Genomic DNA, 20732 nt, shown 5'->3' on the forward strand with positions numbered 1-20732 from the left:
CGTTACCTTGGTCCACGCCCCTGTTGGGGCGCTGTGAGAAGGGCAGGCCAGGTGGAGCGCAGGACAATCGGTGCAGCAGCTCTCGAAGTGGGCGCCGTGGGCCTGGGCTGCATGCCCATGAGCTGGGCGTACAGCGCTTCGCGGCAGGACGGCGAGGGGTCCCTGCGGGCGGTGCACACGGCGCTGGACAGCGGGACGTCGCTGCTGGACACCGCCGACATGTACGGGCCGTTCACCAATGAGCTGCTGGTCGGGCGGGTGCTGCGGGAGCGCCGCCAGGACGTGTTCGTCTCCACCAAGTGCGGGCTGCTGGTGGGCGAGCAGCACATCGTGGCCAACGGGCGGCCCGGCTACGTCAAGCGGGCCTGCGACGCGTCGCTGCGGCGGCTGCAGACCGATGTCATCGACCTGTACCAGCTGCACCGGATCGACGCGGAGGTCCCGGTCGAGGAGACCTGGGGCGCGATGGCGGAGCTGGTGGCGGCGGGCAAGGTGCGTGCGCTGGGGCTGTGCGCGGTCGGCGCCCGCGGAAACCGGCGGACCGGCTCCCGTATGCACGACGAAACGATCCGGCAGCTGGTGCGCGCGCAGCAGGTCTTCCCGGTGAGCTGTGTGCAGGCGGAGTTGTCCGTGTGGTCCACCGAGGCGCTGGAGGCGCTCGTGCCGTGGTGCGCGGCGCGCGGTGTCGGGTTCATGGCGGCGATGCCGCTCGGCAACGGCTTCCTCACCGGCACCCTCACCCCGGGGCAGGGCTTCGAGCCGGATGATCTGCGGGCCCGGCATCCCCGGTTCACGGCCGAGATGATGGCCGCCAACCAGCCGATCGTGGCGGGCCTGCGGCGGATCGCGGAACGGCACGGCGCGACCCCGGCCCAGGTGGCGCTGGCCTGGGTGCTGGGCCAGGGGCCCGCGGTGGTCCCGGTGCCGGGCACCAAGACCGGGCGCTGGGCGGCGGAGAACGCGGGGGCGGCGGCGCTCCGCCTGGAGCCGGCGGACTTCGCGGAGATCGCCGGGCTGCCCGCCGTACGGGGCTCCTGGGACTGACGGGGGGTGCGGGCTCCCGGGACTGATCGTGCGGGCTCCCGGGGCGGGCGGGAGACTGGGACGGGCGGGCGTGAGAGGCGGTGGGCGACCGGCTCGCGGGGGCCGCGGGCGGACGACGGCAACCGGAGGCGGGCCATCGGAACCGCGAAGAGCCGGGCGGCGCGGGCCCGTTGTGTGCTGCAATTTCCCGGGGGTCGTCCCCGAGTCCCAGGCCGGCATCGCGGGGCGGAGCCCGGTGATGCCGCCGCGGGACACCACGAGGGAGGACCCGCCGTGCACCGCCGTACCACCACCGCGACCACCGTGACCGCCGTGACGTCCGTGCTCGCCGCCGCCGCGCTGCTCGCGGGCTGCTCGTCGCCCGACGGCGGGGTGCCGGAGCCGCCGGCCACGTCGCGGCCGGCCACCTCCACCGCCGCCGCTCCCACGGCGACCGCCGAACCGTCGGATTCCGAGTCCGCCGCTCCGGCGACGGGCACCGCCACCGTGACCGGGACCGTCGCTACCGGCCTCACCACGCCGTGGGGGGTGGCCGAACTCCCGGACGGGGCACTGCTGGTCGCCTCCCGGGACACCGGGAAGATCCTCAGGACCGATCCGGCCACCGGGAAGACCACCGAGGTCGGCTCGGTGCCGGGGGTGGCCGGCGGGACGCCGGGCAGCGAGGGCGGGCTGCTCGGGCTCGCCATCTCCCCGTCGTTCGGCGCGGACCGGCTGGTGTACGCGTACTTCACCACCGCCGACGACAACCGCATCGCGCGCATGCTCTACGACCCGTCCCGGCCGGTCGGCCAGCAGCTGGGGGCGCCGGACACGATCCTGCGCGGCATCCCCAGCGGCACCAACCACAACGGCGGCCGGATCGCCTTCGGCCCCGACAAGATGCTCTACGCCGGGACCGGTGAGAGCGGGAACCAGCCGCTGGCCCAGGACAAGACGTCGCTGGGCGGGAAGATCCTGCGGATGACCCCGGACGGGCAGCCGGCGCACGGCAACCCCGAGGCGGACTCCGTGGTCTATTCGTACGGCCACCGCAATGTGCAGGGCCTGGCGTGGGACGCGCAGGGCCGGCTGTGGGCGGCGGAGTTCGGGCAGAACACCTGGGACGAGCTGAACCTCATCGAGCCGGGCAAGAACTACGGCTGGCCGGTCGTCGAGGGCCAGGCGCACCGCGCGGGATACGTCGACCCCGTCGCGCAGTGGCACACCGACGACGCCTCCCCCAGCGGCATCGCCTACGCCGCCGGCTGCATCTGGATGGCCTCGCTGAAGGGCGAGCGGCTGTGGCGCATCCCGCTGGACGGCACGAAGGCCGCCGCGGCCCCACAGGCGTTCTTCACCGGAACCTACGGGCGGCTGCGTACCGTGGTGACCGTGGAGGACGGCACCCTGCTGCTGACCACGAGCAACACGGACGGGCGGGGCACCCCCAAGCCCGGCGACGACCGCATTCTGCGGCTCAAGGTCGGCTGACACCGGGAAGGTGCGCGATGTTCAATCCCCTCGAGGAGCTGTTCACCCCGGGACGCAAGCACACCGACGACGAGCGGAACCGGCTGGCGCTGTCCCGCGAGGACACCGGCGACAACGATCCCGGACGCGGGTCGATAGACCTCGAGTCCGGGACGGTCGTCATACGGACGGAACCGTGAACAGCCGCAGCCGGTGCGCGAGTGCCGCCGCCTCGCCCCGGCCGGAGACGTTGAGCTTGGCCAGGATGTTGGAGACGTGCACGCTCGCCGTCTTCGGCGAGATGAAGAGCTCCTCGGCGATCTGACGGTTCGTCCGGCCGTCGGTGACCAGCCGCAGCACGTCGCGCTCGCGTGCCGTCAGGCCCAGCGCCTCGGCCGGATCCGCGGGTTCGTCCACCGCGGGGACCGCCCGCGCGCCGTCCCGGCCGGCCGGCTCGTGCAGCGACAGCCGGGCGCGCTGGGCGAGCTGCGCGACCTCGTCGGCCAGCGGGCGGGCGCCGAGCGTTTCGGCGGCCGTGTGGGCGAGCGTGAGGAGCGCGCAGGCCTCCTCACGGCTCTCCCTGGCCTCGCGGGCCTCCCCGGTCTCGTGCCCGGTGGCCAGCAGCGCCTCGGCCCACCGGTAGCGGCTCTGGGCGAGTTCGTACGGGCGCCCCACCGGTTCGAAGGCGCGGACCACGGCGGCCCACCGCTCGGGCGCGGCCTGTCCCCCGGCGCGGGCCAGCTCCGCCTCGACGAGCAGGGCGTACGCCTCCCAGACCGGTGCGAGCCGGGGGAGTGACGACGCGGTGGTGCGGATGCGCTTCAGGTGCGCCGCGCGGTCCCGGTCGTCGACGGTCATCCAGGGCGCGTCCGCCTCGGCGGCGGCGCCGGCGGCCAGCAGCGGCCACCAGTAGCGGGACGTGCCGGGCACGAAGCCCTCGTCGAGCGCGTCGGCCAGGACGGTACGCGCCTCGTCGAAGCGGCCCCGCCGGACGGCGATCTCCAGCGTCAGCGTGCGGATCGGGACCAGGTGCTGCGGCTGGGTGTCGTGCAGAAAGCTCTCGCGGGCGGCCGTCGCGTACTCGTCGGCCGCTCCGGTCCGGCCGCGGCGCAGGGCGAGGAAGCCCAGGTTCATCGTCTGTCCGCCGGCCGCCATCCTTCCGGACCCGTTGGTGCGGGCCCACTGGACCGCCGCCTCGCTGCGGTCCCACAGCCCGAGCGAGAACAGCGACTCGCCCTCGTTGCCGCGCAGATAGGCGCGGACGCTGCGGGTGGCGATCTCCCGGACCAGCTCGATGCCCTCGGTGGCGACCGCGATGGCGTCGTGGGACCGGCCGACGCCCTCCAGGACCGAGGCGAGGTTGCCGTGGGAGCGGCCGATGAGCCCGGGCAGTCGGAGCTTGCGCGCTTCGCGGCAGACGTCCTCGGCCAGCACCAGACCGCCCTCGACGTCCCCGGAGTCGGCGTGCAGCAGCCCGAGGGTCAGCCGGGCGTTCAGTTCCGTCTCGCGGGCGCCGACCAGGCGGGCCAGGTCCACGGCCCGCTCCGCCGTGGTGATGGCCTCCTCACCGGACTTGTGGATCATCATCCAGGCGGCGGCGAAGGCGAGGACGTCGGCGTGGACGGCGGACGGCGGCAGGCCGCGCAGGAGCTCCTGGGCGCGGCCCACGTCCTCCCAGCCGTCGCCGCGGCCCAGGTCCTGGACCAGTCGCGAGCGCTGGGCCCGGAACCAGGCGGCCCGCAGCGCGTCCGTCGTGTCGTCGATCAGCCGGAGCGCGCGCTTGGCCACGGCGAAGGCGCGCTCGGGCTCACCGCTCAGCCGGGCGGAGACGGTGATCTCGGCCAGCAGGTCGAGGAAGCTCAGCGGGGTGTCGGGGTGGCAGCCGCACGGCGGGTAGACCTCGGCGTAGTCCGCGGGGCGCAGCTCGCCGCGGATCTCCTCCGGGGTGTCCTCCCACAGCTCCAGGGCCCGCTCCAGCAGCCGGTGCTGCTCGGCGTAGGCGTGCCGGTGCCGGGCCTCGACGGAGGCGCGCAGCACGGCGGGCAGCGCCTTGGCCGGGTCGTGCGCGTAGTACCAGTAGCTGGCCAGCCGGGCGGCCCGCTCGTCCGCGCGGACCAGGCCGGGGCCGGTCTCCAGGGCCTGTGCGTACCGGCGGTTGATCCGGCTGCGCTCCCCCGGCAGCAGATCGTCGCTGACCGCCTCGCGGACCAGGGAGTGCCGGAAGCGGTAGCCGTCGCCGTCCTCGGAGGGCAGCAGGATGTTGGCGCCGACGCAGGCGCGCAGCGCCTCGATGAGGTCGTCCTCGGAGAGTCCCGCGACGGCGGCGAGCAGCGGGTACTCCACGGTGGTGCCGCCCTCGGCGACGATCCGCGCGGCGCGCTGGGCGTCCTCCGACAGCGTTTCGAGCCGCACCAGCAGCAGGTCGCGCAGTGAGTCGCTCAGCCCGGAGCTGCAGCCCTGCTGGATGCTGACGGCGAGTTCCTCCACGAAGAACGGGTTGCCGTCGGAACGCTCGAAGACCCGGTCCACCATGCCGCCTTCGGGCTCGGCGGCCAGGATGCCGGTGATCTGGCGGCGGACCTCCGCGCGGCTGAACCGGGACAGCTCGATCCGGTCGACGGTGCGCAGCCGGTCCAGCTCGGCGAGGAAGGGCCGCAGCGGGTGCCTGCGGTGGATGTCGTCGGACCGGTAGGTGGCCACGATCACGAGCCGGCCGCGGTGCAGCGACCGGAAGAGGTAGGCGAGCAGCTCGCGGGTGGAGCGGTCGCCCCAGTGCAGGTCCTCCAGGACGAGGACGACGGTACGGTCCGCCGCGAGCCGTTCCAGCAGCCGGGCGGTGAGCTCGAAGAGCCGCACCCGGCCGTCGTCGTCCTGCGAATCGCGCCCGTCGCGCGTCATCTCGCGGTGTTCGCCCAGCTCGGGCAGGAGCCGCGACAGCTCGCCCGCCTGGTTGCCTGCGGCGGCCGTCAGCTCGTCCCCGAGCTGCCGGTACAGCGAGCGCAGTGCGGTCGACACCGGGGCGAAGGGCAGACCGTCCGCGCCGATCTCCACACAGCCGCCGACGGCGGTGACCGCGCCCGACGAGGCGGCGGCCGCGAGGAACTCCTCGGTGAGGCGGGTCTTGCCGACGCCGGCCTCACCGCTGACGACCAGGCCCTGCGGCTCGCCCGCTCGGGCGCGGGCGAGCGCATCGGCGAGGCGGGTCATTTCGCTGTCGCGGCCGACGAAGACGGGGCTGACGGACTGGGTCTGCACAGTGCTGAGCATCGCACGGCAGTCCGACAGCGCAGTATCGGATATCACTTCACGACGCCGCGTGGTGGCGTACGCCGCGCAGTGCGCGGCCCACCCGGCCGGCGTCCGTGGTCACCCGCCCCTCGCGGCGTGCCGCGCGCTGCGCCCGGCGCTGGGCCTGGCGCTCGCTCCGGCGGACGGCGATGACCGCGCGGGCCTGGTTGTCGTCCCGTGCCCGGCGCTGGAGTTCGGTGGCGCGGACCTGGTGGAGTTCGAGCTCATACATGGTGTGTTCCCCTTGGCTGTGCGGCTTGTTCCGCTGGGACAAGCCTCGTCCCCAAGGGGGGTGCGCCACATCGGGCAGCTGCCCGAACTCCGGTCGCCCGGGGTACTTAGGCCCGGTGCCTTACCGGCACGGGGGGCCTTAGTCCACTGCTGAGGGGTTCACTGCTGGGGGTTCACTGCTGGGGGGTTCAGTGCTCAGGGGTTCACTGCTGAGGCGTGGCGGCGACCACCGGCAGGTCGGTGAAGACGTCGAACCACATGGCTCCGGCGATCAGCAGGCCGAGGACACCGAGGATGAGGCCGCCCCACGCGAGCGCCTGGCTCCAGTGGTTCCCGGCGGCGGCGGGCCGGCCGGGACGGAACAGGACGACGGCGGCGACGAGGATGGCGACCACGGCGAAGATGCCGTTGAAGAGCGCCACCGTGTGCCAGGGGGTGCCGTACCCGGCGGCGAGCTGGGCCTGCACCGAGCCGCCCGAGGTCTTGATCTGCCCGATCAGCTGCTCACGGTCTTTCATGAGGTCGCCGATCCAGGTACCGGTGAGCGACGAGACGCCCAGCCCGACCGCGACGACCGAGCCCGCGGCGGCGAGCACACCGGTCGCGCCCTGCGTCCCGGACGGCTCGTCGTCGAGGTCGTCCTCGTCGAAGCCGTCCTCGTCGCGTGCGTCCGGTTCGATACCGCCCTGCGCCGGGACGGCGGTGTCCCGGTCGTCCGCCGCTGTGGCCGTGGAGTCCGTGCTCTCCGTGCTGTCCTGGGTCTCCGGGTCGGTGGCGGCCTTGTCCAGTGCGTCGGTCTTCGTGGTGTCCATGCGACGAAACCGTAGGTTCCGTTTCTGAGAGGAACCTGAGAGGTCGCTGAGTGCGATCCCCGTGTTACGGCCCGGCAACTGCGCTTGACCTGCCCGAGTCGTGAGCGGCAACCTGAACTCCCCCTGGCCGCAACGTTTTCCGCGGGACTCCAGGGATATAGGGGGAGGGAAGAAACACCAAGTGGACACCGGTCTGTACATCGGCCCTGACGGCGCACCCGACCGTTACCGCCTGCTGCGATCCATCGGCCGCGGAGGCGAGGCCGTGCTCTACCTCGCCGAGATCGAACTCGGCGGTGGCACCGAACCCGTCGTCGTCAAGGTGCTCGATTCGAAGACGACGCTGTCGCAGGAACAGTTCGACCGGATCAGCTCCAAATGGCGTGAGCAGGCCGAGCTGTTGCGGTTCGTCAACCGCCTCGGTGTGGTCGGCATCCGCGAGCACTTCGAGGGTCCGTCCGCGCACCGTACGGGTGAGGCCGCCCCGGAGGCGGCGGGCCGCGCCCTGTACCTGGTCATGAACCATGTGGACGGCCTCGACCTGCGTGACTGGCGCGCCGAGCGCGCCCTGGACACCCCCGCAGAACGCCGCGAGGCCGTGCGCTGTCTGGAGCAGCTCGCCGACGTCCTGGACTGGCTGCACACGGGCTCCGCCACTCCCTCCGGCCGCTCGGTGGTGCACGGCGACCTCTCCCCCGGCAACGTCATGATCGACGCCAACGGCCAGGCCACCCTGGTCGACTTCGGTCTGAGCAAGCTGACCGCGGACCATCAGACCGCCGAGGTGTGGTTCACCCCCGGGTTCGCCGCGCCGGAGGTCTTCGAGGGCAAGCGCAGCGCGGCCACCGACCGCTACGCCTTCGGCGCCCTCGCGTACTTCCTGCTCAGCGGGGAGTCGCCGGCCACCATGCCGGAGCAGATCAGGGCCGCGCTGCTGGCGCTGCCCGAGCTGGCCGGGCTGGAGCCGGAGCGGGCGGCGCGGATCTCTGCGGTCTTCGCCACGGATCCGGCGAACCGGCCGGAGTCGCTGTCGGCGTGGGTGCGTGAGCTGCGCCCGGCGGTGATCTCGACGACGCGCACTCCGCGCACCTCGGGGCCCAAGGACGCGGTCCCGGTCGCGGACGCCGCCCCGGCGCCGCCCGGCCAGGCGCCGGCCGTACCGCCGCTTCCGGACCGGCCGGCCCCCGTCCCCATGCCGGTCCACGCACCGCCGGTGCACACACCGCCGCCCTCGTACATCCCGGCGCCGCCGGAGGAGGACCCGGTGACGGACACCAGGCCCACGGTGGTGCTCGGAGCACAGGCACAGGCACAGGCACAGGCACAGCCACCGGCACCGACCCCGACGCAAACCCCGGAGCAGGTGGAGGCGCCGGTGGCCGCGTTCCACCAGCAGCCCCCGCCGCGGGGCCCAGGTCCCGGGTCCGGTCCCGGTTCCGGTCCCGCGACGGCGGCGACCCCGCTGCCGCCCAAGCGCGGCAAGAAGGGCCCGCTGATCCTGGCCGCGGTCCTCGCCGTGGTGCTGATGGCGTCCGGGGCGCTGGTCGCCGTCAAGTTCATGGGCGACGACAAGAAGGACGGCGACACGGCCGCCGCGAAGAACAGCACCGGCGCACAGCAGCAGAGCAGTTCGCCGCCGCAGACCACGACTCCGCCCACGACGCCGGAGACCACGGACGCGACGCCGTCCGACGGCGTGTCCTCCTCGGGCGACCCGACCGGTCCGACCGCGGTGTCGCCGGGCTCCACGGACTCCCTGACCGCCTCCACGGCCGTCGATGAGAACGACAGCCTGGAGACCGGCACCGCCACCATCGACGCCAAGGTGTACACGGACGTGCTGCGCACCAAGGGCTGCTCAGGCGGCTACGCCGAGTACTACCTGGGCCGCGCGTGGAAGTCCATGTCGACCGTCGTGGGGCTCGACGACTACGGAAAGAACGGTCCGGTCACGTTCACCTTCACCGCGGACGGCAAGCGGGTCTCGTTCCAGCAGCTCCTGCTCGGGGTGGCGAAGCCGGTGACCATGGATGTGAGCGGCGCGCTGCGACTGCGGATCGAGTGGAAGCAGAACGACACCGATGTGTGCGGTGTGGGAGTGCTCGCCAGTCCGACGCTCAAGCAGTAGGCGTCGGCTCCCGTTCGGCTGCCCGGGGTCCGGGCAGCTGGACGGGGGTGGGGGCCGGAGCCGCCGGCGGTTCGATGCTGATCCTGGGGAGCCGGCGGTCCAGCCACCCCGGCAGCCACCAGTTGGCGCCGCCGAGCAGGTGCATGAGCGCCGGCACCAGCAGGGTGCGCAGGATGAACGCGTCCAGCGCGACGGCCGCTGCGAGGCCGATGCCGAACATCGCGATGACCCGGTCGCCGCTGAGCACGAAGGCCAGGAAGACCGCGATCATGATCACCGCGGCCGAGTTGATCACCCGGCTGGTCTCGGCGAGCCCGACCCGTACCGCCCGCCGGTTGTCCTTGGTCTCCAGCCACTCCTCGTACATCCGGCTCACCAGGAAGACCTGGTAGTCCATCGACAGTCCGAAGAGCACCGAGACCATGATCACCGGCAGGAACGGCTCGATCGGGCCGGCCGCCCCCAGGCCCAGGAACTCGCTCCCCCAGCCCCACTGGAAGATCGCGACGACGATCCCGAAGGACGACGCGACCGCGGCCACGTTCATCGCCGCCGCCTTCAGCGGGATGCCGATGGACCGGAACGCCAGGAGCAGCAGCAGACAGCCGAGGCCGACGACCGCCCCGATGAACAGCGGCAGCTTGCCGATGATGACGGAGGCGAAGTCGTCGTAGCTCGCGGTGGGACCGCCCACGTACACCTGGAGCGAGGAGCGGTCCTCGGCCTGCGGCAGCACGTCGTCGCGCAGCCGGTTCACCAGCTCCGAGGTGTCCCGGGACTGCGGTGCGGTGGCCGGGACGACGGTGATCACGCCGGTGTCGCCGCTGACGGTCGCGGGGGTCACCGACGCGACGCCCGGGGTGTCGCGCAGGGTCTGCGGCAGCTGGTCGAGGGCGAGCCGGGCGTCGGCGCCCTGGATGTCCGCGACGAGGGTCAGCGGCCCGTTGGTGCCGGGGCCGAAGCCGTCCGCGAGCAGCTCGTAGGCCTGCCGGGTGGTGCTGGCGGCCGGATTGTTCCCCTGGTCGGAGGTACCGAGGTGCAGCGAGAGGGTGGGCAGCGCGAGGACGAGCATCACGGCCGCGGCCAGGCTGCCGAGCAGTTTGGGGTGCCGTTCCACGAAGGCGGACCAGCGGGCGGCGAGCCCGGTGGGCACCTCGGGCTGCGGGCCGTGCTCGGTCAGCCGGCGCCGTTCCCGGCGGCTGAGCGCCTTCATGCCGATCATCGACAGCAGGGCGGGCAGCAGGGTGACCGAGGCGGCCACCGTCAGCACGACGGTGAGCGCCGCCGCGACGGCGACCCCGTTGAGGAAGCTGAGCCGCAGGATGAGCATGCCGAGCAGCGCCACACAGACCGTGCCGCCCGCGAAGACCACCGCGCGGCCGGTGGTGCTGACGGCCTGCTCGGCCGCGTCGCGCACCGACAGGCCGCGTTTGAGACCTCTGCGGTGCCGGGTGACGATGAACAGCGCGTAGTCGATGCCCACGCCGAGGCCGATCAGCATGCCGAGCATCGGCGCGAAGTCGGCCACGATCATCACATGGCCGAGCAGCTCGATGCCCATGTAGGCGGTGCCGACGCCCATCAGTGCGGTCGCGACCGGCAGGCACATGGCGGCGAAGGAGCCGAAGGCCAGCAGCAGCACCAGGGCGGCGACGCCGATCCCGATCAGTTCGCTGAGGTGGGCGCTGCCGCTCTCGGTGGCCGCGACGGCGGTGCCGCCCAGCTCGACCCGCAGTCCGTCGCCCTCGGCGGCCTTCGCGGTGTCCACGACGGCCTTGGCCTGGCCCGCGCCGATGTCGTCGGCGGCGCTGTCGAAGGTGACGTCGGCGTAGGCGGTCCTGCCGTCATGGCTGATGCGTCCGGCGCCCTCGGGGTTGTACGGGTTGGTCACCGAGGCGACGCCGGGGAGTTTCGCGATCTGGTCGAGGGTCCTGGTCATCCGCTGCTCGACACCGTCGGCGCGGACGCTGCCGGTGCCGTCGGTGTGCCAGACGATGGTGTCCGAGTCGCCGGCCTGATGCGGGAAGGCCTGCTCCAGCAGGGCGGTCGCCCGGCCGGACTCGGTGCCCGGTATCTCGTAGTCGTTCGAGTAGGCGGAACCGGCGAGGGCGGCGCCGGCGGTGAGGCCGGCGAGCGCGACGATCCACAGCAGAACGACGGAGAGACGACGGCGGAGACACCACCGGGCGAGTGCGGCCATTCCCTGCTTCCCTGGGTATCTCGGGTGGATCTTTCAGGGAATAGCCCTCAAAGAACACTTCAGGTGCGGCTGTCACTCTTACAGCGAAAAGAGATCCTTTGGTGGTTTCGTGCGCTTCCTCACAGGGAAAAGGCGACCCCCACCGGGGGACCGCCTTTTTCACCGTTCGAACGTGTCCTCGACCCCTCGGGTCAGCCCTGAACCCCGAGCTTCTCCAGGACGAGCTCCCGGACGCGCTTGGCGTCGGCCTGGCCGCGGGTCAGTTTCATGACCGCACCGATCAGGGCGCCGGCCGCCGCGAGGTTGCCGCCGCGGATCTTGTCGGCGACGGCGGCGTTGGCCGCGATCGCCTCGTCCACGGCCGCGCCGAGCGCGCCCTCGTCCGAGACGACCTTGAGCCCGCGCTTCTCCACGACCTCGTCAGGACCGCCCTCGCCCGCGAGGACACCCTCGATGACCTGGCGGGCCAGCTTGTCGTTGAGCGAGCCCTCGGCGACCAGCGCCGTCACCCGAGCGACCTGGGCCGGCGAGATACCGAGGTCGGCCAGCTCCTTGCCGGTCTCGTTCGAGGCACGGGCCAACTCGCCCATCCACCACTTGCGGGCCTGGTCGGCCGGGGCGCCCTCGTCGATCGTCGCGGTGATCAGATCGATCGCGCCCGCGTTGAGCGCCGACTGCATCTCGTGGTCGGAGATGCCCCACTCGGTCTTCAGCCGGTCCCGCCGCACCCGCGGCAGCTCGGGAAGTCCGGCGCGCAGCTCCTCGACCCAGTCCCGGGCCGGGGCGATCGGGACGAGGTCGGGCTCCGGGAAGTACCGGTAGTCCTCGGCGTTGTCCTTGATGCGGCCGGCCGTCGTGGAGCCGTCCTCCTCGTGGAAGTGCCGGGTCTCCTGCACGATCGTGCCGCCGGAGTTGAGCACCGCCGCGTGCCGCATGATCTCGTAGCGCGCCGCGCGCTCCACCGAACGGAGCGAGTTGACGTTCTTCGTCTCCGAGCGGGTGCCGAACTTCTCGCGGCCGTGCGGGCGCAGCGACAGGTTCACGTCGCAGCGCATCTGGCCCTGCTCCATGCGCGCCTCGGAGACGTCCAGCGCCTTGATGAGTTCGCGCAGCTCGGCGACGTACGCCTTGGCGACCTCGGGAGCGCGTGCCCCCGCGCCCTCGATCGGCTTGGTGACGATCTCGATGAGCGGGATGCCGGCCCGGTTGTAGTCGAGCAGCGAGTGCGAGGCGCCGTGGATACGGCCCGTCGCGCCGCCGACGTGGAGGGACTTGCCGGTGTCCTCCTCCATGTGGGCGCGCTCGATCTCGACCCGGAAGACCTCGCCGTCCTCCAGCGCGACGTCCAGATAGCCGTTGAAGGCGATCGGCTCGTCGTACTGCGAGGTCTGGAAGTTCTTCGGCATGTCCGGGTAGAAGTAGTTCTTCCGCGCGAAGCGGCACCAGGTCGCGATCTCGCAGTTCAGCGCGAGACCGATCTTGATGGCCGACTCGATGCCGATCGCGTTGACGACCGGGAGCGAGCCGGGCAGGCCCAGACAGGTCGGGCAGGTCTGGGAGTTGGGCTCGGCGCCGAGGGTGGTCGAGCAGCCGCAGAACATCTTGGTCTTCGTGCCGAGCTCGACGTGGACCTCAAGGCCCATCACCGGGTCGTACACCGACAGGGCGTCCTCGTAGGACTCCAGGTCCATGACGGTCATTCCACTACCTCTCAGTCCGCCAGGACGTCGTCGTCGGCGAGGCTGCGCAGCTCGCGGACGAGCAGGGCCAGGCCGGTGGCGATGGCGGCGGCGCTGATCACGGCGTCGGCCAGCATCAGCCGGTCGTGCTCGCCCTGAGCGTTGCGTGCCTGCTTGATGGTGCTCACGGCGCCGAAGAGCGTGGTGCCGATCGAGATGTACAGGCCGAGCTTGCTCTTCTTGAAGCCCTTGGCCTTCTTCAGGGTGCTCACAGCGCGGGTGCCTCCTCGAGCAGCGGGTGACCCCATCGTCCGGTGAACGCGGCCTCGACCGCGGCACCGACCCGGTAGAGCCGGTCGTCGGCCATGGCCGGGGCGATGATCTGCAGCCCGACCGGGAGCCCGTCCTCGGGAGCCAGACCGCACGGGACGGACATCGCCGCGTTGCCTGCCAGGTTGGACGGGATGGTGCACAGGTCGGCGAGGTACATCGCCATGGGGTCGTCCACGCGCTCACCGATGGGGAACGCGGTGGTCGGGGTGGTCGGCGAGATCAGCACGTCCACCGTGCCGAAGGCGGCCTCGAAGTCGCGCGAGATCAGCGTGCGGACCTTCTGCGCCGAGCCGTAGTACGCGTCGTAGTAGCCGGAGCTGAGCGCGTACGTGCCGAGGATGATGCGGCGCTTGACCTCGTCGCCGAAGCCGGCCTCGCGGGTGAGCGCGGTGACCTCCTCGGCGGACCTCGTGCCGTCGTCGCCGACCCGCAGGCCGTAGCGCATGGCGTCGAAGCGGGCCAGGTTGGACGAGGCCTCGGACGGCGCGATCAGGTAGTACGCGGGCAGCGCCAGCTTGAACGAGGGACAGGAGATCTCCACGATCTCGGCGCCCAGCTCGCGCAGCAGCTCCACGGACTCGTTGAACCGCTGCATGACGCCGGCCTGGTAGCCCTCGCCGCCGAACTCCTTGACGACGCCGATCCGCATGCCCTTGACGTTGCCGTTGCGGGCCGCCTCGACGACGGCCGGGACCGGTGCGTCGATGGACGTCGAGTCCAGCGGGTCGTGGCCGGCGATCGCCTCGTGCAGCAGCGCCGCGTCCAGGACCGTACGGGCGCAGGGCCCGCCCTGGTCGAGGGAGGACGAGAAGGCGACCATGCCGTAGCGGGAGACGCCGCCGTAGGTCGGCTTGACGCCGACCGTGCCGGTGACGGCCGCGGGCTGGCGGATCGAGCCACCGGTGTCGGTGCCGATCGCGAGCGGCGCCTGGTAGCTGGCGAGCGCGGCGGACGAGCCGCCGCCGGAGCCGCCGGGGATCCGGGTGAGGTCCCACGGGTTGCCGGTCGGGCCGTAGGCGCTGTTCTCGGTCGAGGACCCCATGGCGAATTCGTCCATGTTGGTCTTGCCGAGGATGACGATGCCCGCGTCCTTGAGGCGCTTGGTCACCGTCGCGTCGTAGGGCGGGATCCAGCCTTCGAGGATCTTCGAGCCGACGGTGGTCGGGATCCCCTTCGTGGTGAAGATGTCCTTCAGCGCGAGCGGGACGCCGGCCAGCGGGCCGAGCTTCTCGCCCTTGGCGCGCCGCTCGTCGACGGCGCGGGCGGCGCCGAGCGCGCCCTCGGTGTCGACGTGCAGGAAGGCGTGCACCTTCTCGTCGACGGCGCCGATGCGGTCGAGGTGCGCCTGGGCGACCTCGACGGCGGAGGCCTTGCCGGTGGCGACGACGTCGGCGGTCTCGGCCGCGGTGAGCCTGGTCAGGTCAGTCATGGTGATTAGTCCTCCCCCAGGATCTGCGGCACCTTGAAGCGCTGCTGCTCCTGCGCCGGGGCGCCGGAGAGCGCCTCGGCCGCGGTCAGCGACGGCCGGACCACGTCCGGGCGCATGACATTGGTCAGCGGCAGCGCGTGGGAGGTCGGGGGTACGTCCTCGCCGGCCACCTCGGATACGCGGGCGACCGCGCCGATGATCACGTCGAGCTGCTCGGCGAAGTGGTCGAGCTCTTCGTCCTTCAGCTCAAGACGCGACAGCCGGCCGAGGTGGGCGACCTCCTCGCGTGTGATGCCAGGCATGCAGCGATCCTCTGGGGGTGAGTTCGATGGTTTCGCGGCCAATCCTATGGGGGCGGACCCCCTGGCGACGAAACGGTTAGGCCCGCGCGCCTAACCGTGCGGCCCACAGCGTGCCGGGAACCGGCCCGTCCTACGGCACGGCCTGCCCGGACGGCTGGTCCGCGTCCGCCACCGGTGCGTGCTCCGGCTCCGGCTCGCGCTCCAGCGCGTTGGGGCGCCGCCAGCCGTGCTCACCGCGGGCGCGCAGCCAGGCGGTCGCCTCGTCGGGCGGCATCGCGGCGGCGACCAGCCAGCCCTGTACGGCGTCGCAGCCCAGGTCCCGCAGCCGCTCCCAGGTCTCGTCGTCCTCCACGCCCTCGGCGACGACGAGCAGCCCGAGCGAATGCGCGAGGTCGACGGTGCAGCGGACGATTTCGGCGTCCTCGTTGTCGAGGACCAGCCGGGCCACGAACGAGCGGTCGATCTTCAGCTCGCTGACCGGCAGTTTGCGCAGGTGGACCAGGGAGGAGTAGCCGGTGCCGAAGTCGTCGAGGGACATCTTCACGCCGTGCCCGGTCAACCCGGCCATGGTGTCGGCGGCCCGCTGCGGGTCCTCCAGCAGGACGTGTTCGGTTATCTCCAGTTGCAGCGAGCCGGGCGGGACGCCGTGCCGGGCGAGCCGCGCGGCGACCGCGCCCGCGAAGCCGGGGCTGTGCACATCGCGCGGCGAGACGTTCACCGCGACCGGTACGTCCAGGCCCATCTTGCGCCAGCGGGCGACCTGGCCCAGCGCCGTCTCCAGCACGTACTCCGTCAGCTGGGGCATCAGCCCGGAGGTCTCCGCCATGGCGATGAACTCCTCGGGATTGACCCGGCCGCGCTGCGGGTGCTCCCAGCGCACCAGCGCCTCCAGACCGGCGATCTTCCCGTCGAAGCAGACCTTCGGCTGGTAGTGCAGCTCGACGTCGCCCGAGTCCAGCGCCCGGCGCAGATCGCCCAACAGGCCCAGCCGGTCGGGGGTGTTGCCGTCCCGGGTCGCCTCGTAGACCTCGACGCCGCTGCGGTCGCGCTTGGCCTGGTACATCGCCACGTCCGCGCGGCGCAGCAGCCCTTCGGCGTCCACGGCGTGGTCCGGGAAGACCGCGACGCCGGCGCTGGCCTCCAGCACCAGGGTCAGCCCGTCGAGACTCAGCGGTGAGCCGAGGGCCGCCACCAGGGCGCGGGCGATGCGCTGGGCGCGGGTCGGGGAGTCGCAGCAGGGCAGCAGGACCGCGAACTCGTCGCCGCCCAGCCGGGCCGCCTCGGCGCCGCGGGGCAGCGCGAGCCGCAGCCGGTCGGCGACCTGGAGCAGCAGCCGGTCGCCGGCCAGATGCCCGAGGGTGTCGTTGACCGACCGGAACTTGTCGAGGTCGATGAGGATCAGCGCGGTGCGTTCGCCCTTGCGCTCCGCGTCGTCCAGCGCGGTCCAGGCGCGTTCCAGCAGCCACTGCCGGTTGGGCAGCCCGGTCAGCGGGTCGCGCAGCTGCTCCTCGGCGCGGGCGTGCGCGATCCACAGCGTCGAGTCCAGGGCGATGAGCGGGACGGCGAACAGCGGCAGCAGGACGGGCATGTCGCAGCCGACGACCAGGATCAGCGGGGAGAGCCCCAGCAGGGCGACGCCCACCATCCCCTGGCGCATCAGCGCGGTGCGGGCCACCGTCGGCAGACCGCCGCCGCGCGGGGCGACCGCGTACCAGAGCAGCGCACGCGTGGCGGTCAGATAGGCCAGAGCGGTGACGACGATCGCCGGACCGGCCGCCAGGCCCCAGTCCTCGGGGTGCCAGGGCGTGGCCACCGAGGGGTGCACACCGAAGCAGGCCAGGGTCAGCGAGGCGGTGCCGACGCCCAGTATGTCCACGGCGCCGTGCAGCAGCGCCTGCCGCCAGCGGTGCCGGCGGGCGGCGCCGACCAGCACCACGACGGCCAGGCTGACCAGCACCGACGGCACCCAGCCGTAGAGCAGCAGCATCGCCAGGGTGAGGGCCGCGCCGGAGCCGGTGCCGCCCCACCAGCGGTCGCGGCCCATCGCCACGAGGTGGCCGACGATGATGCCGGTCAGGACGGCGAACGCCCAGCCGACGGTGCCGCCGGGGAAGAGCGCCCGGCCCTCATGGACGGTGCTCAGGACGCCGGCCGCCAGTGCGAGTCCCGCGACCGCCACCACCGCGATGCGTAAGACCGCCGGGGGCAGTACCGGCGCGGCCGGCCAACGCAGCCGCTGCGCCGGTCCGGCGCCCTCCGTCGGTTCCATTCCTGTCCCTCTCACAGCCTGGTGCGACACCCGGGTCCACCGCGCCGTGCCCGCAGCGGAAACCCGCAAAGGCTGCTGGAAGGTTCATGCCCTTCCGGCGCGCCTCTCAACAGTAGGCCGCAGAAGGCTGCCTCGGGCACCGATCGAGCGTGGTTGCCCGAATGGGATCCCCGCACCCGGAACGTTCGGATATAGGCCGAACGGGTGATTGGCGCCCGGTTATCCGGCCGGGTTGACCGCGGCCTCCCGGGCGGCCTCCGGCCCCTCCGTCAGCAGCACCGCGAAGCCCGGCTCGTCGAGGATGGGGACCTTCAGCTGGACGGCCTTGTCGTACTTCGAGCCGGGGTTCTCCCCCACCACCACGAAGTCCGTCTTCTTGGAGACCGACCCGGTGACCTTCGCCCCGAGCGAGGTCAGCACCTCCTTCGCGCCGTCCCTCGTGTGGCCGGCGAGCGTGCCGGTCACGACGGCGGTGAGGCCTTCGAGCGGCCGCGGGCCCTCGTCCGAGCCCTCCTCGGTGAACTTCACCCCGGCGGCACGCCACTTCTCGATGATCTCCAGATGCCAGTCCTCGGCGAACCACTGCTTGACCGAGGCGGCGATCGTCCCCCCGACCCCGTCCACCGCGGCCAGCTCGGCCTCCTCGGCGTCCCTGATCCGGTCCAGGTCCCGGAACTCCCTGGCCAGCGCCTCGGCGGCGACGGGGCCGACATGCCGGATCGACAGCCCGGTGATGATCCGCGCCAGCGGCCGGTCCTTCGCCGCGGCGATGTTCTCCAGCATGGCCAGCGCGTTCTTCTTCGGCTCGCCCTGCTGGTTGGCGAAGAAGGTGACGATCTTCTCGTCGCCGGTCTTCGCGTCCCGCTTGGGCAGCCCGGTGTCCTGGTCCAGGACGTACGACCGGATCGGCAGCAACTGCTCGATGTTCATGTCGAACAGATCGCCCTCGTCCTTGAGCGGTGGCTCGGAAGGCTCCAGCGGCTGGGTGAGCGCGGTGGACGCCACGTACCCGAAGTTCTCGATGTCGAGGCACTTGCGGCCCACCAGGTAGAAGATCCGCTCACGCAACTGCGCAGGGCAGTAGCGGGCGTTGGGACACCGCAGATCGATGTCCCCCTCCTTCATCGGCTGCAGCGCCGTACCGCAGTCCGGGCACTCGGCCGGCATCACGAACTCGCGCTCGCTGCCGTCCCGGAGATCGGCCACCGGGCCGAGGATCTCCGGAATGACGTCGCCGGCCTTGCGCAGCACCACGGTGTCGCCGATGAAGACGCCCTTGGCCTTGACGACCTCCTGGTTGTGCAGGGTCGCGAACTCGACCTCGGAGCCGGCGACGGTGACCGGCTCCACGACCGCGTACGGAGTGACCCGGCCGGTGCGGCCGACGCCCACCCGGATGTCCAGGAGCTTGGTGTTGACCTCCTCGGGCGCGTACTTCCACGCGATCGCCCAGCGCGGCGCCCGGGACGTCGACCCGAGCCGGCCCTGCAGCGGGATCTCGTCCACCTTGACGACGACGCCGTCGATCTCGTGCTCCACCGCGTCGTGCCGGTGCTCGCCGAAGTAGGCGATGAACTCCCGCACCTCGTCGAGGGAGCCGACGACCTTGTTGTGCGTCGCGGTGGGCAGACCCCATTCGTGCAGCAGCTCGTAGGCGTGCGACTGGCAGTCGATGTCGAAGCCCTCGCGGGCGCCGATGCCGTGCACCACCATGTGCAGCGGCCGGGTGGCGGTGACCCGGGGGTCCTTCTGCCGCAGGCTGCCGGCCGCGGCGTTGCGCGGGTTGGCGAACGGCTTGTCGCCGGCCGCCACCAGCCGCGCGTTGAGCGCCTCGAACTCCTCGCCGGGGAAGTACACCTCGCCGCGGATCTCCACGAGCTCCGGGATCCGGCTCCCGGAGAGCCGGTCAGGGATGTCGGAGATGGTGCGGACGTTCGGCGTGATGTCCTCGCCGGTGCGGCCGTCGCCGCGGGTCGCGGCGCGGGTCAGCCGCCCGTGCTCATAGGTGAGGTTGACGGCGAGGCCGTCCACCTTCAGCTCGCACAGGAAGTGGTACGGGATGCCCGCCAGCTCGGCGGCGACGCGGTCCGCCCAGCCGGACAGCTCCTCGTCGTCGAACGCGTTGTCCAGCGACAGCAGCCGCTCACGGTGCACGACCGAGGTGAAATCCGTCTGATACGCCCCCGCGACCTTCTGCGTGGGCGAGTCCGGAGTGCGCAGGCCGGGGTGCGCGTCCTCGATGGCCTCCAGCCGCCTCAGCAGCCGGTCGAACTCGGCGTCGCTGACGACCGGCGCGTCGTTGACGTAGTAGCGGAAGCGGTGCTCCTCGACCTGCTCGGCCAACTGAGCGTGCTCTTCGCGCACTTCGGCAGGAATCTCCACGGCGGTCCTGTCCTTCCTCACTCAGGGTTGTCGACGAGCGATCGCGCCGCCTTGGCACAGTGCACCAGAGCGGCACGGGCATAGGCCGGCGAGGCCCCCGCCAGACCGCAGGAAGGGGTGACGGCCAGGGAGGTGCCCAACGCCCCCGGATCCAGCCCCAGCCTGCGCCACAGCGCCCGAACACCACTCACGCTACCGGCAGGGTCTGACAATCCGGTGTCCGTGCCGGGCACGACACCGGCGAACAGCGCCGTACCGCCCTCGACCGCCTCACCGAACGCGTCCCAGTCACTCTCCGTCAGCAACGCGAAATCGAACGAGATGCCCGAGACGCCGGCCCGCCGCAGCATCCGGAACGGGACGTCCGGCGCGCAGGAGTGGACGACCACCGGTACGTCCACGGCCTCGACCAGGCCGCGGATCATGTCCTCGGCCACCTGCCGGTCCACCACCCGGTACGTCCGGTAGCCGCTCGCCGTCCGCACGTGCCCGCGCAGCACGGCGGTCAGCGACGGCTCGTCCAGTTGCAGCACCAGCTCGGCACCGGGCACGCGGCGGCGCAGGTCGGCCAGGTGCAGCCGCAGCCCCTCGGTGAGCGATCCGGCCAGGTCCCGGACGGCGCCGGGGTCGCCGAGCGCGGCCTCGCCGTTGGGCCGCTCGACCGACGCGGACAGCGTCCACGGCCCGACGGCCTGCACCTTCAGCGGACCCTGGAACCCCTGGGTGAACTCCTCCAGGGCGTCCAGGTCCTCGCCCAGCCAGGCCACCGCCCGCCGGCTGTCCCGCCCCGGCCGGTCCCCGAACCGCCATCCGCTGGGCTCCACCCGGGCGTACAGGTCGACCAGCATCCCGAGCGAGCGCCCGATCATGTCCGCCCCGGGCCCCCGCGCGGGCAGCTCCGGCAGGAACGGCAGCGCCTCCACCGCCCCGGTAGCGGTCCGCGCGGCCTCCCGCGCATCACCTCCGGGCATCGACCCGACGCCGGTAGCGGCACCGGCGGGCAGCGTGAACTTCGCATCCGTACTCACGCACGAAGCGTACGAGACGAGCTGCCTGCAGCTGCCCACCTCCACCCGCAGACGGTGCAGGTGACGCAAGGGGGCCGGGTCCGCAGGTGTGGTGGTTCGAAATGCTGCCGAGCTATTTGTGGGCCGCCAGGCCCGTAAATAGTCGATTTCGAACC

General features: G+C 72.2%; 15 protein-coding genes. 4 read left to right on the plus strand and 11 right to left on the minus strand.

The annotated features are described in order from the left end of the window. Positions 1-51: 51 nt before the first annotated feature. The 3 genes from LNW73_RS08930 (at position 52) to LNW73_RS08940 (ending at position 2696) form a co-directional block, all read left to right on the plus strand. Complete coding sequence (locus tag LNW73_RS08930; protein ID WP_250977879.1) at positions 52-1044, plus strand: aldo/keto reductase; 993 nt, start codon at positions 52-54, stop codon at positions 1042-1044. Positions 1045-1317: 273 nt separating this feature from the next. Beyond that, positions 1318-2517, plus strand: a complete 1200-nt coding sequence (locus tag LNW73_RS08935; RefSeq protein WP_250989563.1) for a PQQ-dependent sugar dehydrogenase — start codon at positions 1318-1320, stop codon at positions 2515-2517. A 17-nt stretch (positions 2518-2534) separates the two neighbouring features. Then, positions 2535-2696, plus strand: coding sequence for a DUF6191 domain-containing protein (locus LNW73_RS08940; protein WP_203674013.1), 162 nt, complete (start codon positions 2535-2537; stop codon positions 2694-2696). Here the strand turns inward: LNW73_RS08940 and LNW73_RS08945 are convergent. The 3 genes from LNW73_RS08945 to LNW73_RS08955 form a co-directional block, all read right to left on the minus strand. Beyond that, positions 2677-5763 (minus strand): helix-turn-helix transcriptional regulator, encoded by a 3087-nt coding sequence (locus LNW73_RS08945; RefSeq protein WP_250989564.1) that lies wholly within the window; start codon positions 5761-5763, stop codon positions 2677-2679. The two genes, LNW73_RS08940 and LNW73_RS08945, sit on opposite strands and share 20 nt — an antisense overlap. A 37-nt stretch (positions 5764-5800) precedes the next feature. Continuing rightward, positions 5801-6016, minus strand: a complete 216-nt coding sequence (locus tag LNW73_RS08950; RefSeq protein ID WP_250989565.1) for a hypothetical protein — start codon at positions 6014-6016, stop codon at positions 5801-5803. 202 nt (positions 6017-6218) lie between these two features. Next, on the minus strand, positions 6219-6827 hold the full coding sequence (locus LNW73_RS08955; protein WP_250989566.1) for a hypothetical protein: 609 nt from the start codon (positions 6825-6827) through the stop codon (positions 6219-6221). 181 nt (positions 6828-7008) lie between these two features. On the opposite strand from LNW73_RS08955, the gene LNW73_RS08960 reads away from it, so the two are divergent. After that, positions 7009-8955, plus strand: a complete 1947-nt coding sequence (locus LNW73_RS08960) for a protein kinase domain-containing protein (RefSeq protein ID WP_250989567.1) — start codon at positions 7009-7011, stop codon at positions 8953-8955. On the opposite strand, the gene LNW73_RS08965 is transcribed toward LNW73_RS08960, so the two are convergent. The 8 genes from LNW73_RS08965 to LNW73_RS09000 all read right to left on the minus strand — a co-directional run bounded on the left by LNW73_RS08965 (position 8945) and on the right by LNW73_RS09000 (position 20577). Next, positions 8945-11155: an MMPL family transporter gene (locus LNW73_RS08965; RefSeq protein ID WP_250989568.1), complete on the minus strand. Its 2211-nt coding sequence runs from the start codon at positions 11153-11155 to the stop codon at positions 8945-8947. The two genes, LNW73_RS08960 and LNW73_RS08965, sit on opposite strands and share 11 nt — an antisense overlap. A gap of 191 nt (positions 11156-11346) precedes the next feature. After that, positions 11347-12855, minus strand: a complete 1509-nt coding sequence (gatB, locus tag LNW73_RS08970) for an Asp-tRNA(Asn)/Glu-tRNA(Gln) amidotransferase subunit GatB (protein ID WP_250989569.1) — start codon at positions 12853-12855, stop codon at positions 11347-11349. 11 nt (positions 12856-12866) lie between these two features. Then, the gene (locus LNW73_RS08975) at positions 12867-13142 is read right to left on the minus strand and encodes a hypothetical protein (protein WP_250977871.1); all 276 of its coding nucleotides are present in this window, start codon (positions 13140-13142) and stop codon (positions 12867-12869) included. Continuing rightward, on the minus strand, positions 13103-14596 hold the full coding sequence (gene gatA / locus LNW73_RS08980; protein WP_250989570.1) for an Asp-tRNA(Asn)/Glu-tRNA(Gln) amidotransferase subunit GatA: 1494 nt from the start codon (positions 14594-14596) through the stop codon (positions 13103-13105). The genes LNW73_RS08975 and gatA overlap by 40 nt, the downstream gene beginning before the upstream one ends. A gap of 5 nt (positions 14597-14601) precedes the next feature. Next, positions 14602-14898: an Asp-tRNA(Asn)/Glu-tRNA(Gln) amidotransferase subunit GatC gene (gene gatC / locus LNW73_RS08985; RefSeq protein ID WP_250977869.1), complete on the minus strand. Its 297-nt coding sequence runs from the start codon at positions 14896-14898 to the stop codon at positions 14602-14604. Between the two features lie 130 nt (positions 14899-15028). Continuing rightward, positions 15029-17167, minus strand: coding sequence for a putative bifunctional diguanylate cyclase/phosphodiesterase (locus tag LNW73_RS08990; protein ID WP_250977868.1), 2139 nt, complete (start codon positions 17165-17167; stop codon positions 15029-15031). Between the two features lie 219 nt (positions 17168-17386). Further along, positions 17387-19549, minus strand: coding sequence for an NAD-dependent DNA ligase LigA (ligA, locus tag LNW73_RS08995; protein ID WP_250989571.1), 2163 nt, complete (start codon positions 19547-19549; stop codon positions 17387-17389). A gap of 17 nt (positions 19550-19566) precedes the next feature. Continuing rightward, positions 19567-20577, minus strand: coding sequence for a methionine synthase (locus LNW73_RS09000; RefSeq protein ID WP_138354929.1), 1011 nt, complete (start codon positions 20575-20577; stop codon positions 19567-19569). Between the last annotated feature and the right edge of the window lie 155 nt (positions 20578-20732).

This window comes from Streptomyces sp. RKAG337 (genome assembly GCF_023701715.1).
GTDB lineage: Bacteria > Actinomycetota > Actinomycetes > Streptomycetales > Streptomycetaceae > Actinacidiphila.

Excerpts from the sequence above, each read along its gene's own strand:
- gatA (WP_250989570.1), bottom strand. The coding sequence starts at position 14,596 with ATGACTGACCTGACCAGGCTCACCGCGGCCGAGACCGCCGACGTCGTC.
- gatC (WP_250977869.1), bottom strand. The coding sequence starts at position 14,898 with ATGCCTGGCATCACACGCGAGGAGGTCGCCCACCTCGGCCGGCTGTCG.
- LNW73_RS08965 (WP_250989568.1), bottom strand. The coding sequence starts at position 11,155 with ATGGCCGCACTCGCCCGGTGGTGTCTCCGCCGTCGTCTCTCCGTCGTT.
- LNW73_RS08950 (WP_250989565.1), bottom strand. The coding sequence starts at position 6,016 with ATGTATGAGCTCGAACTCCACCAGGTCCGCGCCACCGAACTCCAGCGC.
- gatB (WP_250989569.1), bottom strand. The coding sequence starts at position 12,855 with ATGACCGTCATGGACCTGGAGTCCTACGAGGACGCCCTGTCGGTGTAC.
- LNW73_RS08955 (WP_250989566.1), bottom strand. The coding sequence starts at position 6,827 with ATGGACACCACGAAGACCGACGCACTGGACAAGGCCGCCACCGACCCG.
- LNW73_RS08990 (WP_250977868.1), bottom strand. The coding sequence starts at position 17,167 with ATGGAACCGACGGAGGGCGCCGGACCGGCGCAGCGGCTGCGTTGGCCG.
- LNW73_RS08945 (WP_250989564.1), bottom strand. The coding sequence starts at position 5,763 with ATGCTCAGCACTGTGCAGACCCAGTCCGTCAGCCCCGTCTTCGTCGGC.
- LNW73_RS08975 (WP_250977871.1), bottom strand. The coding sequence starts at position 13,142 with ATGGGGTCACCCGCTGCTCGAGGAGGCACCCGCGCTGTGAGCACCCTG.
- LNW73_RS08940 (WP_203674013.1), top strand. The coding sequence starts at position 2,535 with ATGTTCAATCCCCTCGAGGAGCTGTTCACCCCGGGACGCAAGCACACC.